This window comes from Mesorhizobium sp. M1D.F.Ca.ET.043.01.1.1, assembly GCF_003952385.1.
Taxonomy (GTDB): domain Bacteria; phylum Pseudomonadota; class Alphaproteobacteria; order Rhizobiales; family Rhizobiaceae; genus Mesorhizobium.
Genome location: NZ_CP034444.1, coordinates 1673049 through 1692136, shown reverse-complemented (window position 1 = coordinate 1692136; position 19088 = coordinate 1673049). Strand labels below are relative to the sequence as shown.

12 protein-coding genes are annotated in these 19088 nt (G+C 62.6%); 10 read left to right on the top strand and 2 right to left on the bottom strand.

Features of this window, described 5'->3' with window-relative positions:
• The 10 genes from EJ067_RS08395 (at nucleotide 1) to EJ067_RS08340 (ending at nucleotide 16044) form a co-directional block, all read left to right on the top strand.
• A complete protein-coding gene (locus EJ067_RS08395) occupies nucleotides 1–4830 on the top strand; it encodes a YDG domain-containing protein (protein WP_126085539.1) in 4830 nt (1609 codons plus the stop codon).
• A 471-nt stretch (nucleotides 4831–5301) separates the two neighbouring features.
• On the top strand, nucleotides 5302–6054 hold the full coding sequence (locus EJ067_RS08380; protein ID WP_126085537.1) for an XRE family transcriptional regulator: 753 nt from the start codon (nucleotides 5302–5304) through the stop codon (nucleotides 6052–6054).
• A 302-nt stretch (nucleotides 6055–6356) separates the two neighbouring features.
• Complete coding sequence (locus EJ067_RS08375) at nucleotides 6357–7256, top strand: glutamine amidotransferase family protein (RefSeq protein ID WP_126085536.1); 900 nt, start codon at nucleotides 6357–6359, stop codon at nucleotides 7254–7256.
• A 44-nt stretch (nucleotides 7257–7300) separates the two neighbouring features.
• Complete coding sequence (locus EJ067_RS08370) at nucleotides 7301–7999, top strand: GXGXG domain-containing protein (RefSeq protein WP_126089542.1); 699 nt, start codon at nucleotides 7301–7303, stop codon at nucleotides 7997–7999.
• A gap of 8 nt (nucleotides 8000–8007) precedes the next feature.
• Nucleotides 8008–9336, top strand: a complete 1329-nt coding sequence (locus tag EJ067_RS08365) for an FMN-binding glutamate synthase family protein (protein ID WP_126085535.1) — start codon at nucleotides 8008–8010, stop codon at nucleotides 9334–9336.
• Between the two features lie 26 nt (nucleotides 9337–9362).
• Entirely contained in the window at nucleotides 9363–10706 is a 1344-nt protein-coding gene (gene glnT / locus EJ067_RS08360) for a type III glutamate--ammonia ligase (protein WP_126085534.1), read from the top strand.
• Nucleotides 10707–10784: 78 nt separating this feature from the next.
• Nucleotides 10785–12038 (top strand): sarcosine oxidase subunit beta family protein, encoded by a 1254-nt coding sequence (locus tag EJ067_RS08355; RefSeq protein WP_126085533.1) that lies wholly within the window; start codon nucleotides 10785–10787, stop codon nucleotides 12036–12038.
• A gap of 16 nt (nucleotides 12039–12054) precedes the next feature.
• The gene (locus EJ067_RS08350) at nucleotides 12055–12363 is read left to right on the top strand and encodes a sarcosine oxidase subunit delta (RefSeq protein WP_126085532.1); all 309 of its coding nucleotides are present in this window, start codon (nucleotides 12055–12057) and stop codon (nucleotides 12361–12363) included.
• Complete coding sequence (locus tag EJ067_RS08345; RefSeq protein ID WP_189510477.1) at nucleotides 12360–15422, top strand: sarcosine oxidase subunit alpha; 3063 nt, start codon at nucleotides 12360–12362, stop codon at nucleotides 15420–15422. Before EJ067_RS08350 ends, EJ067_RS08345 begins: the two co-directional genes overlap by 4 nt.
• On the top strand, nucleotides 15415–16044 hold the full coding sequence (locus tag EJ067_RS08340; RefSeq protein WP_126085530.1) for a sarcosine oxidase subunit gamma family protein: 630 nt from the start codon (nucleotides 15415–15417) through the stop codon (nucleotides 16042–16044). The genes EJ067_RS08345 and EJ067_RS08340 overlap by 8 nt, the downstream gene beginning before the upstream one ends.
• Nucleotides 16045–16458: 414 nt before the next feature.
• Here EJ067_RS08340 and EJ067_RS08335 read toward each other — a convergent pair whose 3' ends face one another.
• Together EJ067_RS08335 and EJ067_RS08330 are read right to left on the bottom strand one after the other, a co-directional pair.
• The gene (locus EJ067_RS08335; protein WP_126085529.1) at nucleotides 16459–18138 is read right to left on the bottom strand and encodes a formate--tetrahydrofolate ligase; all 1680 of its coding nucleotides are present in this window, start codon (nucleotides 18136–18138) and stop codon (nucleotides 16459–16461) included.
• Nucleotides 18139–18182: 44 nt separating this feature from the next.
• Nucleotides 18183–19082 (bottom strand): bifunctional methylenetetrahydrofolate dehydrogenase/methenyltetrahydrofolate cyclohydrolase, encoded by a 900-nt coding sequence (locus tag EJ067_RS08330; RefSeq protein WP_126089541.1) that lies wholly within the window; start codon nucleotides 19080–19082, stop codon nucleotides 18183–18185.
• Nucleotides 19083–19088: the final 6 nt, after the last annotated feature.

Below are 19088 nucleotides of genomic sequence, written 5' to 3'. Positions count from 1 at the left end.
ATGAACAGGGTCTACAAGCATATCTGGTCGAAGACGCTTGGCTGCATCATCGTCGTGCCCGAATGCGCACGCGGTGCGCAGGGGAAGAAAAGCGGTAAACGCCGATTTGCCGCCGCACTTGCGGCCACCACGATGCTGACGACGTCGGCCTGGGCGCAGGAATTGCCGACGGGCGGACGGATCGTTTCAGGTTCGGGAACCATCAGCCAGTCCGGCAATACCATGACGGTCAATCAGTCCACGGGGAGGATGATCGCCAATTGGGGGAGCTTCTCCATCGGAGCCGGCAATTCGGTCACCTTCAATCAGCCGGGCGCATCGTCCGTGGCGCTCAACCGGGTCGTCGGCCAGAACCCCAGCCGGATCCTCGGGAACCTCAACGCCAATGGGCAGGTCTTCCTCGTCAATCCGAATGGCATCGCCATCGGTGCGACGGGCCGGGTGCGGACAGGCGGATTCGTCGCCTCGACGCTAGGCATTTCCAATGCGGATTTTCTGGCGGGGAATTACAATTTCAAGGGCTCCGGCGGCTCGATCAGCAATCAGGGTAGCATCTCCGGCAATGTCGTCGCGCTGATTTCGCCCACCGTCACCAATGCTGGCACGATCACCGGCGACACGGCCCTGGCGGCGGGCACCGACGTGCTCCTTGACTTCGACGGTGACGGACTTCTCTCCGTCGAAGTCAAGGCTTCGACCGTGAAGACGCTGGTCGAGAACAAGGGGCTGATCAAGGCTGACGGGGGAACGGCGCTCCTCACCGCAAAGGGGGCGAGCGAGGCCATGAAAGGCGTCGTCAACAATTCCGGTACCGTGCAAGCCAAGACCCTTGCCAGGAAGAACGGGCGCATCCTGCTGCTTGGTGATATGAAGAACGGCGAGGTTAAGGTCACGGGCAAGCTCGACGCGTCGGCGCCGAAAGGCGGTGATGGCGGATTCATCGAGACTTCGGCGAAGAAGGTTGCGGTCACGGAAGGGGCGGTCATCACCACCAACGCCGTCGACGGCGCCACCGGCACCTGGCTAATCGATCCCAACGACTACACCATTGCCGCGACCGGCGGCGACATCACGGGCGCGGCGCTTTCCAGCCTGCTGGCCGGCACCAACATCACCATAGAAAGCGCCAATGGCGCGACGTCGGCCAATGGCGACATCTTTGTCAACGACACGGTAACCTGGTCCGCCAACAGGCTGACGCTCTCCGCCGACCGCAAAATCGAGATCAACGCCGCCATGCGTGCCTCCGGGATGGCCGGGCTCGCTCTCGAATACGGCCAAGGCGCAGCGGCCTCCGGCAACACGGCTACTTACAGCGTCAAAGCTCCCGTCAACCTCGCCTCCACTGGCAGCTTCTCCACCAAGCTGGGATCGGATGGGGCGACAATCGATTACACGATCATCACCTCCCTGGGCGCGGCAGGAGAACCCGGCACGACCAGCCTGCAAGGCATCAAGAACAACCTCTCTGGCAACTATGTGTTGGGCGCCGATATCGACGCCAGCGGCACCAGCACCTGGCACAGCGGCGCGGGCTTCGAGCCGATCGGCGCCGGTCTCATCAATCTGTTCAGCGGTACCTTCGATGGCCTGGGGCATACCATCTCCAACCTCTATATCAATCGTCCGGGTGTTCAGTATGTCGGCCTGTTCGGCGTCATGGGAGAGTCGGCTGCCATCCGCAACGCGAGCCTTGCGGGCGCTTCCATCACCGGGGGCGAGCGAACCGGAGCCCTGGTCGGCCTTAACTGGGGTGGCGTGATCAGCAACAGCTATGCCGCCGCCGATGTGAACGGCGGCCCCCGTGTCGGCGGACTGGTGGGCAGCAATATTGGCGTGATCAAGGGCAGCCATGCTGACGGCAATGTAAGCGGAACCTTCAGTGTCGGCGGACTGGCGGGCTCCAATACGGCCCTGATCGAGGACAGCTACGCCGACAGCGAGGTGAGCGGCAGATCCGATGTCGGCGGACTGGTGGGCGGCCACAGCGGTACCATTCGCAACAGTCATGCCGCGGGCGATGTGACGGGCGTCCAAAGACTGGGCGGCCTGGTGGGAAGCAGCAGTCAGGCCACCATCGAGACAAGCCATGCCTCCGGCAACGTGACCGATACGGACGGCAACTTCAGCTTTGCCGGCGGATTGGTCGGATCCAGCGCTCAGACCACCATCCGCAACAGCTATGCAACAGGCAATGTGGAAGGGAATGGGGGTGCCTATGTTGGCGGGCTGGTAGGTGTCAATTCTTATGCAGCAATCGAGCAGGCATACGCGACAGGCACAGTATCGGGCAACGACTGGGTCGGCGGACTGGCTGGCCAGAATGAAAACAGCACTATTGCCAATTCCTATGCCACAGGTGACGTGCAAGGCCACGCGGTTGTGGGCGGGCTTGTGGGCGATAACATTTTTGGCGGCACGATCAGAAACAGCTATGCCACAGGCAATGTTGTTGCAAGTGTCGCGGATGTTGTGGGCGGATTGGTAGGCCGCAACTACGCGACAGTCGAAAACAGCTTCTGGGATACCGATACCACGTATCAATTCAGCGCTTGCGGCACTGGCAGCACCCACACGTGCGGCGCCACCGGCCTGACCACGACGCAGGCGCTGACACAGGCCAGTTACGGCGCTTTCGATTTCTCAGCCGACTGGTTCATGGTGGATGGCTACACTCGCCCCTTCGGGCGATGGGAATATTCCACTACCATCACCAATACCCATCAATTGCAGCTGATGGCCATGGATCTCGGCGCGGATTATGTGCTGGCCAACGACATTGATTTCGGGACGGTGTTCACTGATGGCACGCGCTCCGACATGTGGGCGACCATGCGGGCGACCAACGGCACTCCCGTGAGAGGCTTCGTGCCGATCGGCGGGGCCTTGTCCACCTTCGTCGGAACGTTCGATGGGGATGGCCACACGATTGCCGGTCTGGTCATCGACCGGCCGGGTGCGCAGACGTCGGACGATCACATTGGTCTGTTCGGCTGGGTCGGTGAGGGCGGCGTGGTACGTAACGTGGGGCTTCAAGGCGGCTCCGTCAAAGGCAACCACCATGTGGGAGCGCTGGTGGGCACACTCTCCGGTACCCTGGAAAACAGCTTTGCCAGCACCAGTGTTCAAGGTGACTCCAGCGTAGGTGGTCTGGTGGGGACCATCACCACCGGCACGGTCCGCAACAGCTTCGCCACGGGCAGCGTCAGCGGCGCCGATGACATTGGTGGCTTGGCGGGGACCAACCAGTCCTCTGGCACGATTGCGACCAGCTATGCGGCAGGCAACGTCGACGGAACATCGAACACCGGCGGTCTGGTGGGCCGGAACGCGGGCACGGTAACCGCCAGTTTCTATAGCCTGTCGGGCACTGGGCAATCCGACGCAGGCAAGGGCGTGGGCCTGACCGCGGGCGGGATGAACAACCCCTTCACCTTCATCGACGCGGGTTGGAATTTCTCGGAAATTTGGGGGACCCCCCGCAGCGGCGGCGCTCCGCTCCTGCGCGGGCTCACCGATACGTCGCTCTACGACTACTATGTCCGCCTGACGGGTGATCTTTCCCGCACCTATGGCGATGCCGATCCAAACCTTGGCGGTCTTGCGCTGGACGGCATCGGCGTCGGTAACGTTGCTCTGAACTGGGGCGGCGCGATCACCGCCGCGACCGGTGTGGGAACCTACGGCTGGTCGGGCACCGACATGATTTCGCTCGCCTATTCGACGGGTTCGGCGGGGGATTATTATGTCGATTACGGCACCGGCGGGCTCACGATCGTGCAGCGTGTAATCTCGCTTTCCGGCGGACGCACCTACGATGGAACAACGGATGTCGCAGCAGCGACATTCACCCTCGACAATCTCGCCAATGGCGAGGTGCTGACGCTTTACGGCGCAGGCAGCCTGTCGGACAAGAATGCCGGGGCGGACAAGATCGTATCGCTGGGGACGCTTACGCTGGGGGACGGCACGGGCCTCGCTTCCAACTATACGCTTGCCGGCGGCACGTACAGCGTGGATATCGCCAGGGCGATCATCACGTCCGTCACCGGTATCACCGCCGCGAGCAAGACCTATGACAGCACGACTGCCGCCGTGCTTGACACGTCCGGCGCCGGCTTCACCGGCATGGTCTCCGGCGATACCCTGACGGTCGCGACCGCCATCGGCGCCTTCACCGACAAAAACGCCGGGGCGGGTAAAACGGTCAATGTCACCGGCCTGACGCTCGGCAGCGCCGACGCTCGAAACTACACGCTGGCCGACGCGACGGCGAAAACGACCGCCGACATCGGGCGGGCCGTCATTACCGGGGTTATCGGGATCGCCGCCGAGAGCAAGATCTACGACGGATCGACCGCCGCGGTGCTCGACACGTCCGGCGCGGGCTTTGTTGGCATGATCGCTGGAGATCGGCTTACGGTCGCGTCGGCCGAGGGCGCGTTCGATACCGCCACAGTTGGTAGGAGCAAGACCGTGACCATTTCCCGCCTCTCGCTGGGTGGGGTTGATGCTGGTAACTACGTTCTGCTCAACGACACGGCTTTCACCGAGGCGGACATTGCTGCAAGCGCTAATTCTGTCCTTTTGCCCGACCAACTCGAGCGATCTCGGAACTACGGGTTCGACGGCCCCACGTCCCTGCTGCTCAATCCCGCTCCCGTGCTGATTGAAGTCTCCTCGGATCTGTATCCCGGAAGCTGCTCTCGACCAGACGTGAATGCCTTCCTGGCTGGGGTCTCGCGAATAGCCAAGCCTGCCGCAGTCTCAAGGGGTGGTTCGCCTTCGACATCGAGCCTCGGGGCGAACTTCACAATGCCTTGCCTATGACCGTGGTGCCTGGAACCGATCTCCCCTGCCTTAGGGCCCTCACCGCCCCGTACCAAGCCGCGGCGAGGAGCGCGATCCGCTGGATTGCGCGGGCGAAGATCGGCGAACTGGCGCCGCGCCCGCAGGGCCGGCGCCGCGCCTCCAGCTCGATGAGAAGCGTGGGCGGTCGGGTAGGGCCTGACCTATCCGATAGCGCGTCGGCGTTTCTGAAAGTGTAGGCTCCGCCCAAGGCGTAGCTGCAAGCCGGAAGCCCATCTGGGCAACAACGATTCCTACCCTGCATTGGCGACTTCAGGCGATTTGCTCCTGACGGGGGCTACGGGAACAAATGTCGCTGACCTGCAGATACTGCTGATGCAGTAGCCTCTGCCTCGAGGCGCTCAGGCGTCGCTTCTCTCCAATTATCCTGCGTTGTATCTCCAGCAGAAAATATTTACTGTTGGTAAAATGAATCAGCGAACGGCAGTGAACATGGCAACGGCTAGGGCGGGTAAAAGGCAGGCGGTAAAGGCGGAAAAAAAAGGCGGCAGCGTGCTAACCCCCGTCAAAGTGGTGGGACCGGCAATCGTCAGCCCGCCGCCACCGCCGCGTGGCAAGCCTCTCAGTCAGGACCCCCATGCGGTTCGCGACACCCGCGAGAACGTGCTCGAGGTCGCGATTGGCCACGAGGTTCGCGCCTTTCGCAAGAAACTAGGCATAACCGTTGCCGATATCGCAAGCACCACGGGCCTTTCGATCGGCATGCTGTCCAAGATCGAGAATGGCATCACCTCGCCATCCTTGACCACGCTGCAGGCGCTATCGCGCGCGCTAGGCGTGCCGGTGACCGCATTTTTTCGCCGCTTTGAAGAAGAGCGGAAGGCCGTCTTCGTTAAGGCGGGATCGGGCGTCGACGTCGAACGGCGCGGCACGCGTGCCGGGCACCAGTATACGTTGCTAGGTCATATCGGTTCGGATTCGAGCGGTGTTGTCGTCGAACCCTATCTCATAACGCTGACCGAAGACTCCGACGTCTTCCCGACCTTCCAGCACGACGGCATGGAGTTCCTCTTCATGCTGGAAGGCGAGGTCGTGTATCGCCATGGAAACAATCTTTACCGGATGACGCCAGGTGACAGTTTGTTTTTCGATGCCGACGCGCCGCACGGTCCTGAAGAATTGACGCATTTGCCCATACGATATTTGTCAATCATCTCCTATCCCCACGGGCGCGGAAACGGCTGACGCAATCGGCCATTGATTGCAATACCGGCTATTTATGAACGCGCGGGCCGCGCAGGCACCGTCGCGCGTCCAGTGTCCGCGTCAAACTACGCGCCTCGGTACCGCTCACTGCCTTCACCGCGCTTGCGGCAGACTTCGCGCATCTCCGCCGGACCGGTGACATTCAACATGAGGGTCTCGGATCTTGGCCGGCTTCAACGAGGCTGTGTTTTTCTAGAGGAAAAAAAAATTCATGACAGTTGAATTGCAATAGGGAACCTGCTAGGCATTGCGATAGGTAGCAATCAATCGAGGTGACCGGAATGTGTGGGATTGTTGGACTCTTTCTGAAAGACAAATCACTTGAGCCGCGACTGGGCGCCCTTTTGTCGGAAATGCTGGTCTCATTGACCGACCGCGGTCCCGACAGCGCCGGCATAGCCATTTATGACGGCGCAGCAGGAAAGGGGCGTGCCAAGATCACCATCCAGTCTGCGGCTCCCGCAGCGGATTTCCCGGGTCTCGAAGCCGAGCTTGGCAAGAAGATCGGAACCACGGTTTCGTCGACGGTGAAGTCGACCCACGCCGTCCTCGACATCCCCACCGGCAAGCTCGACGAAGCCCGCGCCGCGATCGCCGAACTGCGCCCGAATGTGCGTGTCATGGGTGCCGGCGAGGCGATAGAAATCTACAAGGAAGTCGGCTTGCCGGCCGATGTGGTCAAGCGGTTCGACTTGACGAAGATGGCCGGCAGCCACGGCATCGGCCACACGCGCATGGCGACCGAATCCGCCGTGACCACACTGGGCGCGCATCCCTTCTCGACCGGCCCGGACCAGTGCCTGGTGCACAACGGCTCGCTTTCGAACCATAACAATCTTCGCCGTGAGCTGATCCGCGACGGCATGCGCTTCGAGACCGAGAACGACACCGAAGTCGCCGCCGCCTATCTCTCGTCCAAAATCGCTCATGGTCAGAACCTCGGCGAGGCGCTGCAGAGCAGCCTCGACGACCTCGACGGCTTCTTCACCTTCGTGGTCGGCACCAAGAACGGCTTCGGTGTGGTGCGCGATCCGATCTCCTGCAAGCCCGCCGTGATGGCCGAGACCGACCAGTATGTCGCCTTCGGGTCCGAATACCGCGCGCTCGCCAACTTGCCCGGCATTGACAATGCGAGGGTTTGGGAACCGGAGCCGTCCACCGTATACTTCTGGGAGCACTGAGGATCATGAATATTTCGAATGTTGCCACGGCGCCATCGCGTGAAATGGACTTCGCGCGGCGTGTCTTCGACCTCGGCGAAAATTCACTGCGCGAACTCAATCAGGCGCTGCACAATCTTGGCTCTGGCTCGAACGAGACCTCCTGGGAAGTGCTCAATCCGAAAGGCAATCATTCCGTCGCCGTCGGTGTCGACCAGCCTGTCACCATCGATGTGCGCGGCAGCGTCGGCTACTATTGCGGCGGCATGAATGCCGGCGGCGCCATCACCGTGCACGGGTCCGTCGGCCCGGGCGTCGGCGAGAACATGATGTCGGGCTCGATCGTGGTCAAAGGCGATGCCAGCCAATATGCCGGCGCCACCGGCCGCGGCGGTCTGCTGGTCATCGAAGGCAACGCATCGTCGCGCTGCGGCATCTCGATGAAGGGCATCGATATCGTCGTCCGCGGCAACATCGGCCATATGTCGGCCTTCATGGCCCAGTCGGGTAACCTGGTGGTGCTCGGCGATGCCGGCGATGCGCTCGGCGACTCGATCTATGAGGCACGGTTGTTCGTCCGTGGCAAGGTCAAGAGCCTGGGCGCGGATTGCATCAAAAAGGAGATGCGTCCCGAGCACATCGCGCTCCTTCAGGATTTGCTGGACCGTGCCGGCATCAAGGACGCCAAGCCGGAAGAGTTCACTCGCTACGGCTCGGCCCGTACGCTCTATAATTTCAATATCGACAACGCTGACGCATACTGAGGGCGAACATGACCTACCACAATCCTCCGACGACGCCGCGCAAGTCAGCGACCTTCGACGATTACGCGATGTCGGAAATCCGCCGCGCCGCGGCAACCGGCATCTACGACATCCGTGGCTCCGGCGCCAAGCGCAAGGTCCCGCATTTCGACGACCTGCTGTTCCTCGGCGCCTCGATCTCGCGCTATCCGCTGGAAGGCTATCGCGAGCGCTGCGATACCTCAGTTGTGCTGGGCTCGCGCCACGCCAAGAAGCCGATCGAACTGAAGATCCCGATCACTATTGCCGGCATGAGCTTCGGCTCGCTTTCCGGTCCGGCCAAGGAAGCGCTCGGCCGCGGCGCAACCATCGCCGGCACCTCGACCACCACCGGCGACGGCGGCATGACCGAGGAAGAGCGCGGCCATTCCAGGCAACTGGTCTATCAATACCTGCCGTCGCGCTACGGTATGAACCCGCGTGACCTGCGCCGCGCCGACGCCATTGAGATCGTCGTTGGCCAGGGCGCCAAGCCCGGCGGTGGCGGCATGCTGCTTGGCCAGAAGATCTCCGATCGCGTCGCGGAAATGCGCACCCTGCCCAAGGGCATTGACCAGCGCTCAGCCTGCCGTCATCCCGACTGGACCGGCCCTGACGACCTTGAGATCAAGATACTCGAAATCCGCGAGATCACCGACTGGGAAAAGCCGATCTACGTCAAGGTCGGCGGCGCCCGGCCTTACTATGACACAGCACTTGCCGTAAAAGCCGGCGCCGACGTCGTGGTGCTCGACGGCATGCAGGGTGGCACCGCCGCCACCCAGGAAGTGTTCATCGAACATGTCGGCCAGCCGACGCTCGCCTGCATCAGACCCGCTGTGAAGGCGCTGCAGGACCTCGGCATGCATCGCAAGGTCCAGCTCATCGTCTCCGGTGGCATCCGCAACGGGGCCGATGTCGCCAAGGCGCTCGCGCTTGGCGCCGATGCCGTTTCGATTGGCACCGCGGCGTTGATCGCGCTCGGCGACAACGATCCACACTGGGAGGACGAATACCAAAAACTTGGCACGACCGCCGGCGCCTACGACGACTGGCATGAGGGCAAGGATCCGGCGGGCATCACCACGCAGGACCCCGAGCTGATGAAGCGGGTCGACCCGATCGTCGCCGGACGGAGGCTGGCGAATTATCTGAAGGTGATGACGCTCGAGGCGCAGACGATTGCCCGCGCCTGCGGCAAAAATCACCTGCACAATCTCGAGCCCGAGGATCTCTGCGCGCTTTCGATCGAAGCAGCGGCCATGGCCGGCGTGCCGCTCGCGGGGACGAATTGGGTGCCAGGGCAGGGTGGCTTCTAAAACCAGAAGAATGGGAGCAGTAGACAATGAATAAGGCCTTTGAAGCCAAAATCGATCAGCCTGAGGGGGCTGATCTCCAAGAGTTCGCAAGGGCTCGCAACGTCAAGTATTTCATGGTCTCGTATACGGATCTGTTCGGCGGCCAGCGCGCGAAGCTGGTGCCGGCGCAGGCCATCGGGGACATGCAGAAGGAGGGCGCCGGCTTCGCCGGCTTCGCCACCTGGCTTGACCTGACGCCAGCGCACCCCGACATGCTGGCGGTGCCGGATGCCTCATCGGTGATACAGTTGCCGTGGAAGCCGGAAGTCGCCTGGCTCGCTTCGGACTGCCTGATGGAGGGCAAGGGCGTCGCTCAGGCGCCGCGCAATACCCTGAAGCGGCTCGTTGCCGAGGCCGCCAAGGAAGGCATGCGCGTGAAGACTGGCGTCGAGCCGGAATTCTTCCTTGTCACGCCCGACGGTAAGCAGATCAGCGACGAGTACGATACGGCCTCGAAATCCTGCTACGACCAGCAGGCGGTGATGCGTCGCTATGACGTTATCGCCGAAATCTGCGACGCCATGCTCGACCTTGGCTGGCAGCCTTATCAGAACGACCATGAGGATGCGAACGGCCAGTTCGAGATGAATTGGCAATTCGACGATGTGCTGGCCACAGCCGACAAGCACTCCTTCTTCAAATTCATGGTCAAGTCGATTGCCGAAAAGCACGGCTTGCGAGCGACCTTCATGCCGAAGCCCTTCCAGGGCCTCACGGGTAGTGGTTGCCATGCCCATATCTCGGTATGGGATCTCAGCGGCAAGACCAATGCTTTCGCCGACAAGGACATGGAGTTGGGTCTGTCGGAAAAGGGCAGACACTTCCTGGGCGGCATCATGAAGCACGCCTCTGCGCTGGCCGCGATCACCAACCCGACGGTCAATTCCTACAAGCGCATCAACGCGCCGCGCACCATTTCGGGCGCGACCTGGGCGCCGAACACGGTGACGTGGACCGGCAACAACCGCACCCACATGGTGCGCGTGCCCGGACCCGGCCGCTTCGAACTGCGCCTTCCTGACGGTGCTGCCAATCCCTACCTGATGCAGGCGGCTATCATCGCCGCCGGGCTCAGCGGCATCCGCACCAAGGCTGATCCAGGCCAACGCAGCGACATCGACATGTACAAGGACGGACACACCGTCACGCACGGCGCCAAGCTGCCGCTCAATCTGCTCGACGCGCTTCGCGCCTATGACGATGACGCCGAGTTGAAGGCTGCTATGGGCGAGGAATTTTCCGCCGCCTACATCAAGCTCAAGACCCAGGAGTGGAACGCCTACGCCTCGCACTTCACCCAGTGGGAGCGCGACAACACGCTGGACGTCTAAGCTGTTTGCCAGGCCCAGCGTCCGATCTACGGATTGGGCGCTGGGCGCACCACCTGACATTTCGCCGGAACAACTGCGATGAAATATTCGATCTTTTCGCTCGCCAAGGCAGCACTGTCCGGACACAAGGGATGGACGCGAGCGTGGCGCGATCCGGCACCCAAGAGCCGCTATGACGTGGTCATCATCGGCGGCGGCGGCCACGGCCTGGCGACGGCCTACTTCCTCGCCCACGAATACGGCATCCGCAATGTCGCCGTTCTGGAAAAGGGCTGGATCGGCTCCGGCAATGCCGGCCGCAACACCACCATCATCCGCTCCAATTACGGCCTGCCCGGCAATACCGGCTTCTACGAATTGTCGATGAAGCTTTGGGAGCGCATGGAGCAGGATCTCAACTACAACACGATGGTCAGCCAGCGCGGCATCATCAACCTTTATCACTCCGACGCCCAGCGCGATGCCTTCGCGCGGCGCGGCAACACGATGCGCATCAACGGCATCGATGCCGAGTTGCTCGACGCCGAGCAGATACGCAAGGAATTGCCGTTCCTGAACTACAACAATGCCCGCTTCCCGATCATGGGCGGTCTCTTGCAGCGGCGCGCAGGTACCGCCCGCCATGATGCCGTCGTGTGGGGTTATGCGCGCGCCGCCAGTGAAGGCGGCGTCGACATCATTCAGAATTGCGAGGTCACCGGTTTCGTGCGCGACGCCAACGGCAAGGTGACCGGCGTCGAGACCTCGCGCGGCAGGATCGGCGCCGGCAAGGTCGGCATGGCGGTCGCCGGCTCTTCGTCGCGGGTCGCCGCGATGGCCGGCATGAAGCTGCCGATCGAAAGCCACGTGCTGCAGGCCTTTGTCTCCGAGGCTATCAAGCCGCTCATCCCGGGCGTGATCACTTTCGGAGCCGGCCACTTCTATGTCAGCCAGTCGGATAAAGGCGGGCTGGTCTTCGGCGGCGACCTCGACGGCTACAATTCCTACGCGCAGCGCGGCAATATGCCGGTCATGGAGGATGTCTGCGAGGGCGGCATGGCCATCATGCCGATGATCGGCCGCGTGCGCATGCTGCGGCAGTGGGGCGGCATCATGGATATGTCGATGGACGGCACGCCGATCATCGACAAGACACCGGTCGACGGCCTCTATCTCAACGCCGGCTGGTGCTACGGCGGCTTCAAGGCAACGCCGGCATCGGGACTCGTGTTCGCCCATCTTCTGGCGCGCGACGAACCGCATTCGGAGGCCGCGCTGTTCCGCCTCGACCGGTTCCGCCGTGGCGCGATGATCGATGAAAAGGGCCAGGGCGCCCAGCCGAACCTTCACTGAAAGAGAGACCGGTGGAATGCGTATTGCATGTCCTTTCTGCGGCGAGCGCGAGAACGGCGAGTTCACCTATCTTGGCGATGCCTCGCCCAAGCGGCCCAACTTCGCCGTCGATGGCGGGGAGAGCCCCGAGCGTGTCGAGGATGCCTTCCACGATTACGTCTACCTGCGTGACAATCTGGCGGGTGTGATGCGCGAATATTGGTACCACGGCGGCGGCTGCCGTTCCTGGCTCGTGGCCGAGCGCAACACCGTCACCCATGAATTTGTTTCCGTGACGGCGGCCCCGGGCGCGGGCGCTGCCTTGGCGGCGCGGGCAGGAGAATGACCATGTCGGGCTATTCGCCATCCGAGCCACTCGCCAGAACAGCGCCGGTAGAAGCCAACATCCGCACGGCTGTCACGTCTGCCAGCCAGTCACACCGGTTGCCCAGCGACGGCATCATCGATCGCCGGTCGCCGCTCCAGTTTTCATTCGACGGCAAGGCCATGACCGGGTTTGCCGGCGACACGCTGGCTTCGGCACTCGTCGCCAACGGCGTCAAGCTCGTGGCGCGTTCGTTCAAGTATCATCGCCCGCGCGGCATCATCACCGCCGGCTCGGAGGAGCCGAGCGCGCTCGTTGAGATGCGCACCGGCGCCCGGCGCGAGCCGAACACGCGGGCGACCACGCAGGAACTCTATGACGGGTTGATCGCGAACAGCCAGAACCGCTGGCCGTCGCTGCGTCGCGACTTGATGTCGATCAACCAGTTGTTCGCCCCGATCTTCGTCGCCGGCTTCTACTACAAGACCTTCATGTGGCCGGCGAAGTTCTGGGAGTCCATCTACGAGCCGATGATCCGCCGCGCCGCCGGTCTCGGCAAGAGTGCCGAATTGCCGGATCCGGACCACTACGACAAGGCCTGGGCCCATTGCGACGTGCTCGTGGTCGGTGCCGGTCCCGCCGGCCTGTCAGCGGCGCTTGCCGCTGGCCGCGCCGGCTCGCGCGTCATTCTCGTTGAAGAAGATTCCCTGCTCGGCGGTCGCCTGCTTGGCGATGGCGCCGAGATCGATGGCATGGATGCCAGAGAATGGCTGCGTAGCACGACCCGCGAACTCGTTTCTTTGCCCAATGTCCGTATCATGACCAGGACGGCCTTGTTCGGCGTCTATGACGGTGGCACCTACGCCGCGCTCGAGCGCGTCAGCGACAACGTCCCGGTGCCGGATCGTCATCAGGTGCGACAGCGGATCTGGCGCATCGTTGCCAAGCGTTCGGTGGTGACCGCCGGCGCGATTGAACGGCCGATAGTTTTCCCTGGCAATGATCGGCCAGGCGTGATGATGGCATCCGCCGTTCGGACCTATGTCAATCGCTTCGCGGCTCTGCCAGGCAAGCGTGTGGCGTTGTTTACTAATAATGATGATGGCTGGCGCACGGCCGAGACCATCCAGCGGGCTGGCGCCCATATCGTGGCGGTGATCGACCCCCGCAGTGAGATACCGAGGCAATACCAGAGGCTTGCCGATACTTACGATCTGCGCGTGCTTGCTGGCGTCGTGTCCGATGTAAAGAGCGGCGTTGACGGCGTCCGCAGCATCGTCGTGAGCAACAACAGGAACGGTCAAACGCAACGGATCGAGGCCGATTGCCTTGCCGTCTCGGGCGGCTGGAATCCGAATGTCGGCTTATCCTGCTTCCATCGCGGCAAGCCGATCTGGCGCGAGGACATTGCGGCCTTCGTGCCGGGCGGTGCGCCAAAGGGGATGGCCACGGCTGGTGCTGCCAATGGCGAGCTCTCACTCGGCGCCTGCCTTCGCGACGGGCATAGCGCGGGTGCCAAGGCGGCCGCCGAATGCGGTGCCGCCGGAAAGCCGGGGGAGGCATCGAAAGCCGACGAAGAGGGCTACGGAATCGCGCCGCTCTGGCATGTCAAAGGCAAGGGCAAGGCATTCGTCGACTTCCAGCACGACGTTACCGCATCCGACGTGACGCTGGCGCAGCGCGAAGGCTTCGAGAGCGTCGAGCATTTGAAGCGTTACACCACGCTCGGAATGGCGACCGACCAGGGCAAGACGTCCAACATCAACGGCCTCGCAATCATGGCGGAAGCGACCGGCCGCACGATCCCGGAAACCGGCACGACGATCTACCGGCCGCCCTACGCACCCGTCGCCATAGGCGCCTTCGCCGGCCATCATCGCGACGAGAACTTCCATGCCTGGCGGTTGACACCGTCGCATCATTGGGCCGCCAAGCAAGGCGCGGTGTTCGTCGACACCGGGCTGTGGAAGCGTGCGCAATGGTACCCGCGTGCCGGCGAGAAGGACTGGCTGGAGTCGGTAAACCGCGAAGTGCTGGCCGTGCGCAACGGCGTCGGCTTCTGCGACGTCTCCACGCTCGGCAAAGTCGACGTCCGCGGCGCGGATGCAGGTGTCTTCCTCGATCGCGTCTATATCAACGCCTTTTCCTCTCTCGCCGTGGGCAAGGCGCGCTATGGGCTGATGCTGCGTGAAGATGGCATCGTCTATGACGACGGCACGACCTCGCGGCTCGCCGAGGATCACTATTTTCTCACCACCACCACTGCCAAGGCCGGTCTGGTGATGCAGCATCTGGAATTCTGCCGGCAGGTATTGTTCCCGGACCTCGATGTTCAGCTGACCAGTGCCACCGACCAGTGGGCGCAGTTCTCTATCGCTGGGCCGAACGCCCGCAAGCTGCTGCAGGATCTGGTCGACCCGTCGGAAGATCTCACCAACGAGGGCTTCCCATTCATGGGCGCCCGTGAAGTCAAGCTGCGCGGTGGCGTGATTGCTCGGCTGTTCCGCATCTCGTTCTCCGGCGAAATGGCCTTCGAGATTTCGGTGCCGGCGCGCTACGGCGCGGCGATGGCAGAGAACCTGATGATCGCTGGCAAGCCCTATGGCGTAACGCCTTACGGCACTGAAGCGCTCGGCGTCATGCGTATCGAAAAGGGGCATGTTGCCGGGCCCGAGCTCAATGGCACGACCACCGCTGACGACCTTGGCCTTGGCAAGATGATGTCCAAGAAGAAGGACTTCATCGGCCGCGTCATGGCCGGGCGCGAAGCGCTGGTTGCGCCGAACCGGCAGGTGGTCGTTGGCCTCAAGCCCACGGACAAGGCGCGGCGCCTGCGTTCCGGCGCGCACGTTGTCCCCAGGGGCGAGACCCCTGGCCCGAAAACGGACCAAGGCTATGTCACCTCGGTCTGCTTCTCGCCGGTGCTTGAACAGTGGATCGGCCTTGGTCTGGTCGAGCGCGGGCGCGAGCGCATCGGCGAGATCGTTCGCATCCATGATCCGCTGCGGAGCGAGGACTACGAGGCCGAGATCTGCAGCCCGGTCTTCTACGATCCCGAAGGAGTGCGTCAGCGTGGCTGATTTTTCCTGGAACACCCAATCGGCGCTGGAGAAGGCGCTCGTCCCCGGTCGTCACGGCGTGGCCGGCACGCAGGCAGGCGTCACGCTGGAGGAGGTGAGCGACATCAGCCTGGTTCAGGTGATGGCGCGGCGCGGCAGAGCGGCCGAGACCGCAAAGGCCGCCAAGAAGCTATTTGGCATTGAGCCGCCCCGCGCTCCCGGCGCTGCAGTGGCCCGGAATGCTACGCTGATCTGGTCGGGCCCGGACCAGTTCATTGTCTTCTCTGCACGACAGGCAGACGGACAATTTGTCAAAGTGTCAAAGGCGTTTGCCGGCATCGCGTCGCTCTCCGATCAGTCGGACGGACGCTGCCTCATCCGGATTGGCGGACCCCACGCCCGCCAGGCGCTTGCGAAGTTCTGCTCGTTGGACCTGGATGACAAGGCGTTTCCGCTGGGCGCCGCGGCGACAACCTCGATCGACCATACGGCGATGAGTATCTGGCGCGGGGCTGATGGCACGGACGGACACGCCGTCTTCAACATGCTCGTCTTCACCAGCTTCGCCGACAGCCTTTGGCACACGGTCCTGGACTCTTCCCTTGAATATGGGGTTCAGGCATCCTCGGCTCACGCCGCATAGTCCTGCTGAGCCGATTGCACCCCGGCTGAGACAAAACCCATTTCGACGCGGCTGTTCGCCGTTGCGCATTGACCGCGCAGCGGTGGTTTCGCTGTTGTTGTGTTGATCTGACTTAGAGCAAAGAAAAGTGTAAGCGGTTTTCCGTCCGGAAATGCGTAAAAACAAGGAGATAGGGCGTTTCGCCGTTTCCGTGAAACGGTGAAACGCACTAGCCGACATCCTGGCAACCACTCCAAAAAAAAGTCTTGGCACCATGTGCCAAGACTTGAAGGGCGCGTCGTGGTCTAGCGCCTTGGGGAGAGCGCGGATTTCCCTCGAGCAATTCCAGGAAAAGTGTGAGCGGTTTTCCGTCCGGAATTGCGTAAAAACAAGGAGATAGGGCGTTCCGCCGTTTCCGTGAAACGGTGAAACGCACTAGAAAAGGCCTTCGATCTGACCCTGCTCGTTGAGGAAGATCTTTTCCGAGGAGGGCGCCTTGGGCAGGCCGGGCATGGTCATGATCTCGCCGCAGATGATGACGACGAAGCCGGCGCCGGCCGAAAGCCTGACCTCGCGCACGGGCACGGTATGCCCGGTCGGCGCGCCGCGCAGGTTCGGGTCGGTCGAAAACGAATACTGGGTCTTGGCCATGCACACCGGCAGGTTGCCGTAGCCGGCCTGCTCCCAGGCATGCAGCTGGTCGCGGATCGACTTGTCGGCAATCGCTTCGTCGCCGCGATAGATGCGCTTGACGATGGTGTTGACCTTCTCGAACAGCGGCATCTCGTCCGGATAGAGCGGCGAGAACTGCGAGGCGCCGGATTCGGCAAGCTTGACCACCCTGTGGGCGAGATCCTCGATGCCGGCGGAGCCTTGCGCCCAGTGCTTGCACAGGATTGCATCCGCCCCCATCGAGGCGACAAAATCCTTCAGCGCCCTGATCTCGGCCTCGGTGTCGGTGGTGAAGTGGTTGATCGCCACCACCACCGGCACGCCGAACTGGTGCACATTCTCGATGTGGCGGCCGAGATTGAGGCAGCCCTTCTTGACCGCCTCGATGTTCTCCTTGCCGAGGTCTTCCTTCTTGACGCCGCCATTCATCTTCATGGCGCGCACGGTGGCGACGATGACGGCGGCCGCCGGCTTCAGACCGGCCTTGCGGCACTTGATGTCGAAGAATTTCTCGGCGCCGAGGTCGGCGCCGAAGCCGGCTTCGGTGACGACATAGTCGGCAAGCTTGAGCGCCGTCGTGGTGGCGACGACCGAGTTGCAGCCATGCGCGATGTTGGCGAACGGGCCGCCATGCACGAAGGCCGGGTTGTTCTCCAGCGTCTGCACCAGGTTGGGCTGGATGGCGTCCTTCAACAGCACCGCCATGGCGCCGTCGGCCTTGAGGTCGCGGGCATAGACCGGCGACTTGTCACGGCGGTAGGCGACGATGATGTCGCCGAGCCGCTTCTCGAGATCCTTGAGGTCGGTGGCGAGGCACAGGATCGCCATCACTTCCGAGGCGACGGTGATGTCGAAGCCGGCCTCGCGCGGAAAACCGTTGGCGACGCCGCCCAGCGAGCAGAGGATGTCGCGCAGCGCCCGGTCGTTCATGTCCATGACGCGGCGCCAGGCGACGCGGCGGATGTCGATGCCGAGCTCGTTGCCCCAGTAGATGTGGTTGTCGATCAGCGCCGAAAGCAGGTTGTGGGCCGTGGTGATGGCGTGGAAGTCGCCGGTGAAATGGAGGTTCATGTCGTCCATCGGCACCACCTGGGCCAGGCCGCCGCCGGCGGCGCCGCCCTTCATGCCGAAGTTCGGGCCGAGCGAGGCTTCGCGGATGCACACGATCGCCTTCTTGCCGATGCGGTTCAGACCGTCGCCGAGGCCGACGGTGGTGGTCGTCTTGCCTTCGCCGGCCGGCGTCGGGTTGATGGCGGTGACGAGGATCAGCTTGCCGTCCTTGTTGCCCTTCACCGACTTGATGAATTCGGCCGAGACCTTCGCCTTGTCGTGGCCGTAGGGCAAAAGGTGCTCGTTCGGGATGCCGATCTTGGCGCCGATCTCCTGGATCGGTTTCTTCTTGGCTGCGCGCGCTATTTCAATATCGGTTTTGAATTCGGCCATGGGTCTTTGCCTCGAGATCGGGTTGCGGGGAATGAATGCTGTTTCTAGAACTGTGGCCTCGGCAGGTTGCTGGCGAGGTAGGCTGAGGTCAGCGTGTTGGCCATCAGAAGCGCGATCGTCATTGGCCCGACACCGCCGGGCACGGGCGTGATCGCGCCGGCACGATCCGCCGCCTCGGCGTAGGCAACGTCGCCGACCAGGCGGTTCTTGCCATTGCCCTTCTCCGGCGCGGCGACGCGGTTGATGCCCACGTCGATCACAGTGGTGCCTGGCTTCACCCACTCACCCCTGATCATTTCCGGCCGGCCCACCGCCGCCACGAGGATGTCGGCGCCACGACAAAGCTCGGGCAGATTCTTCGTCCGGCTATGAGCAACGGTAACGGTGGCGTTCGCGGCAAGCAGAAGGTTGGCCATCGGCTTGCCAACGATGTTGGAGCGGCCGACGACGACTGCATTGAGACCGGAAAGATCCTTGCCATGCACGCGCTCGATCAGCAGCATCGAGCCGGCCGGTGTGCAGGGTACGAAAGCCGTCTCGAGCTCACCGGTGCCAAGCTTGCCGACATTGACAAAGTGGAAGCCGTCGACGTCCTTCCCCGGCGCAATCGCCTGGATGACCTTGCCCGCATCGATGTGATCCGGAAGCGGCAACTGCACCAGAATGCCATGGATCGTACGATCGCCATTCAAGATATCGATAAGATCGATCAGGTAGGCCTCGCTGGTGTCCGCGGGCAGCGTATGTTGCAACGAATTGAAGCCGCATTCCTTCGCCGTACGCGACTTCGCAGCCACATAGACCTGGCTTGCCGGATCCTCCCCGACGATGATGACCGCAAGACCAGGCGTTACATTCTTCGAAACAGCCAGGTCGTTGCTCGCGCTTGTGACCTTTGCGATCACATCGGCGGCAACAGCCTTGCCATCGATCACTTCAGCCATCGCCTC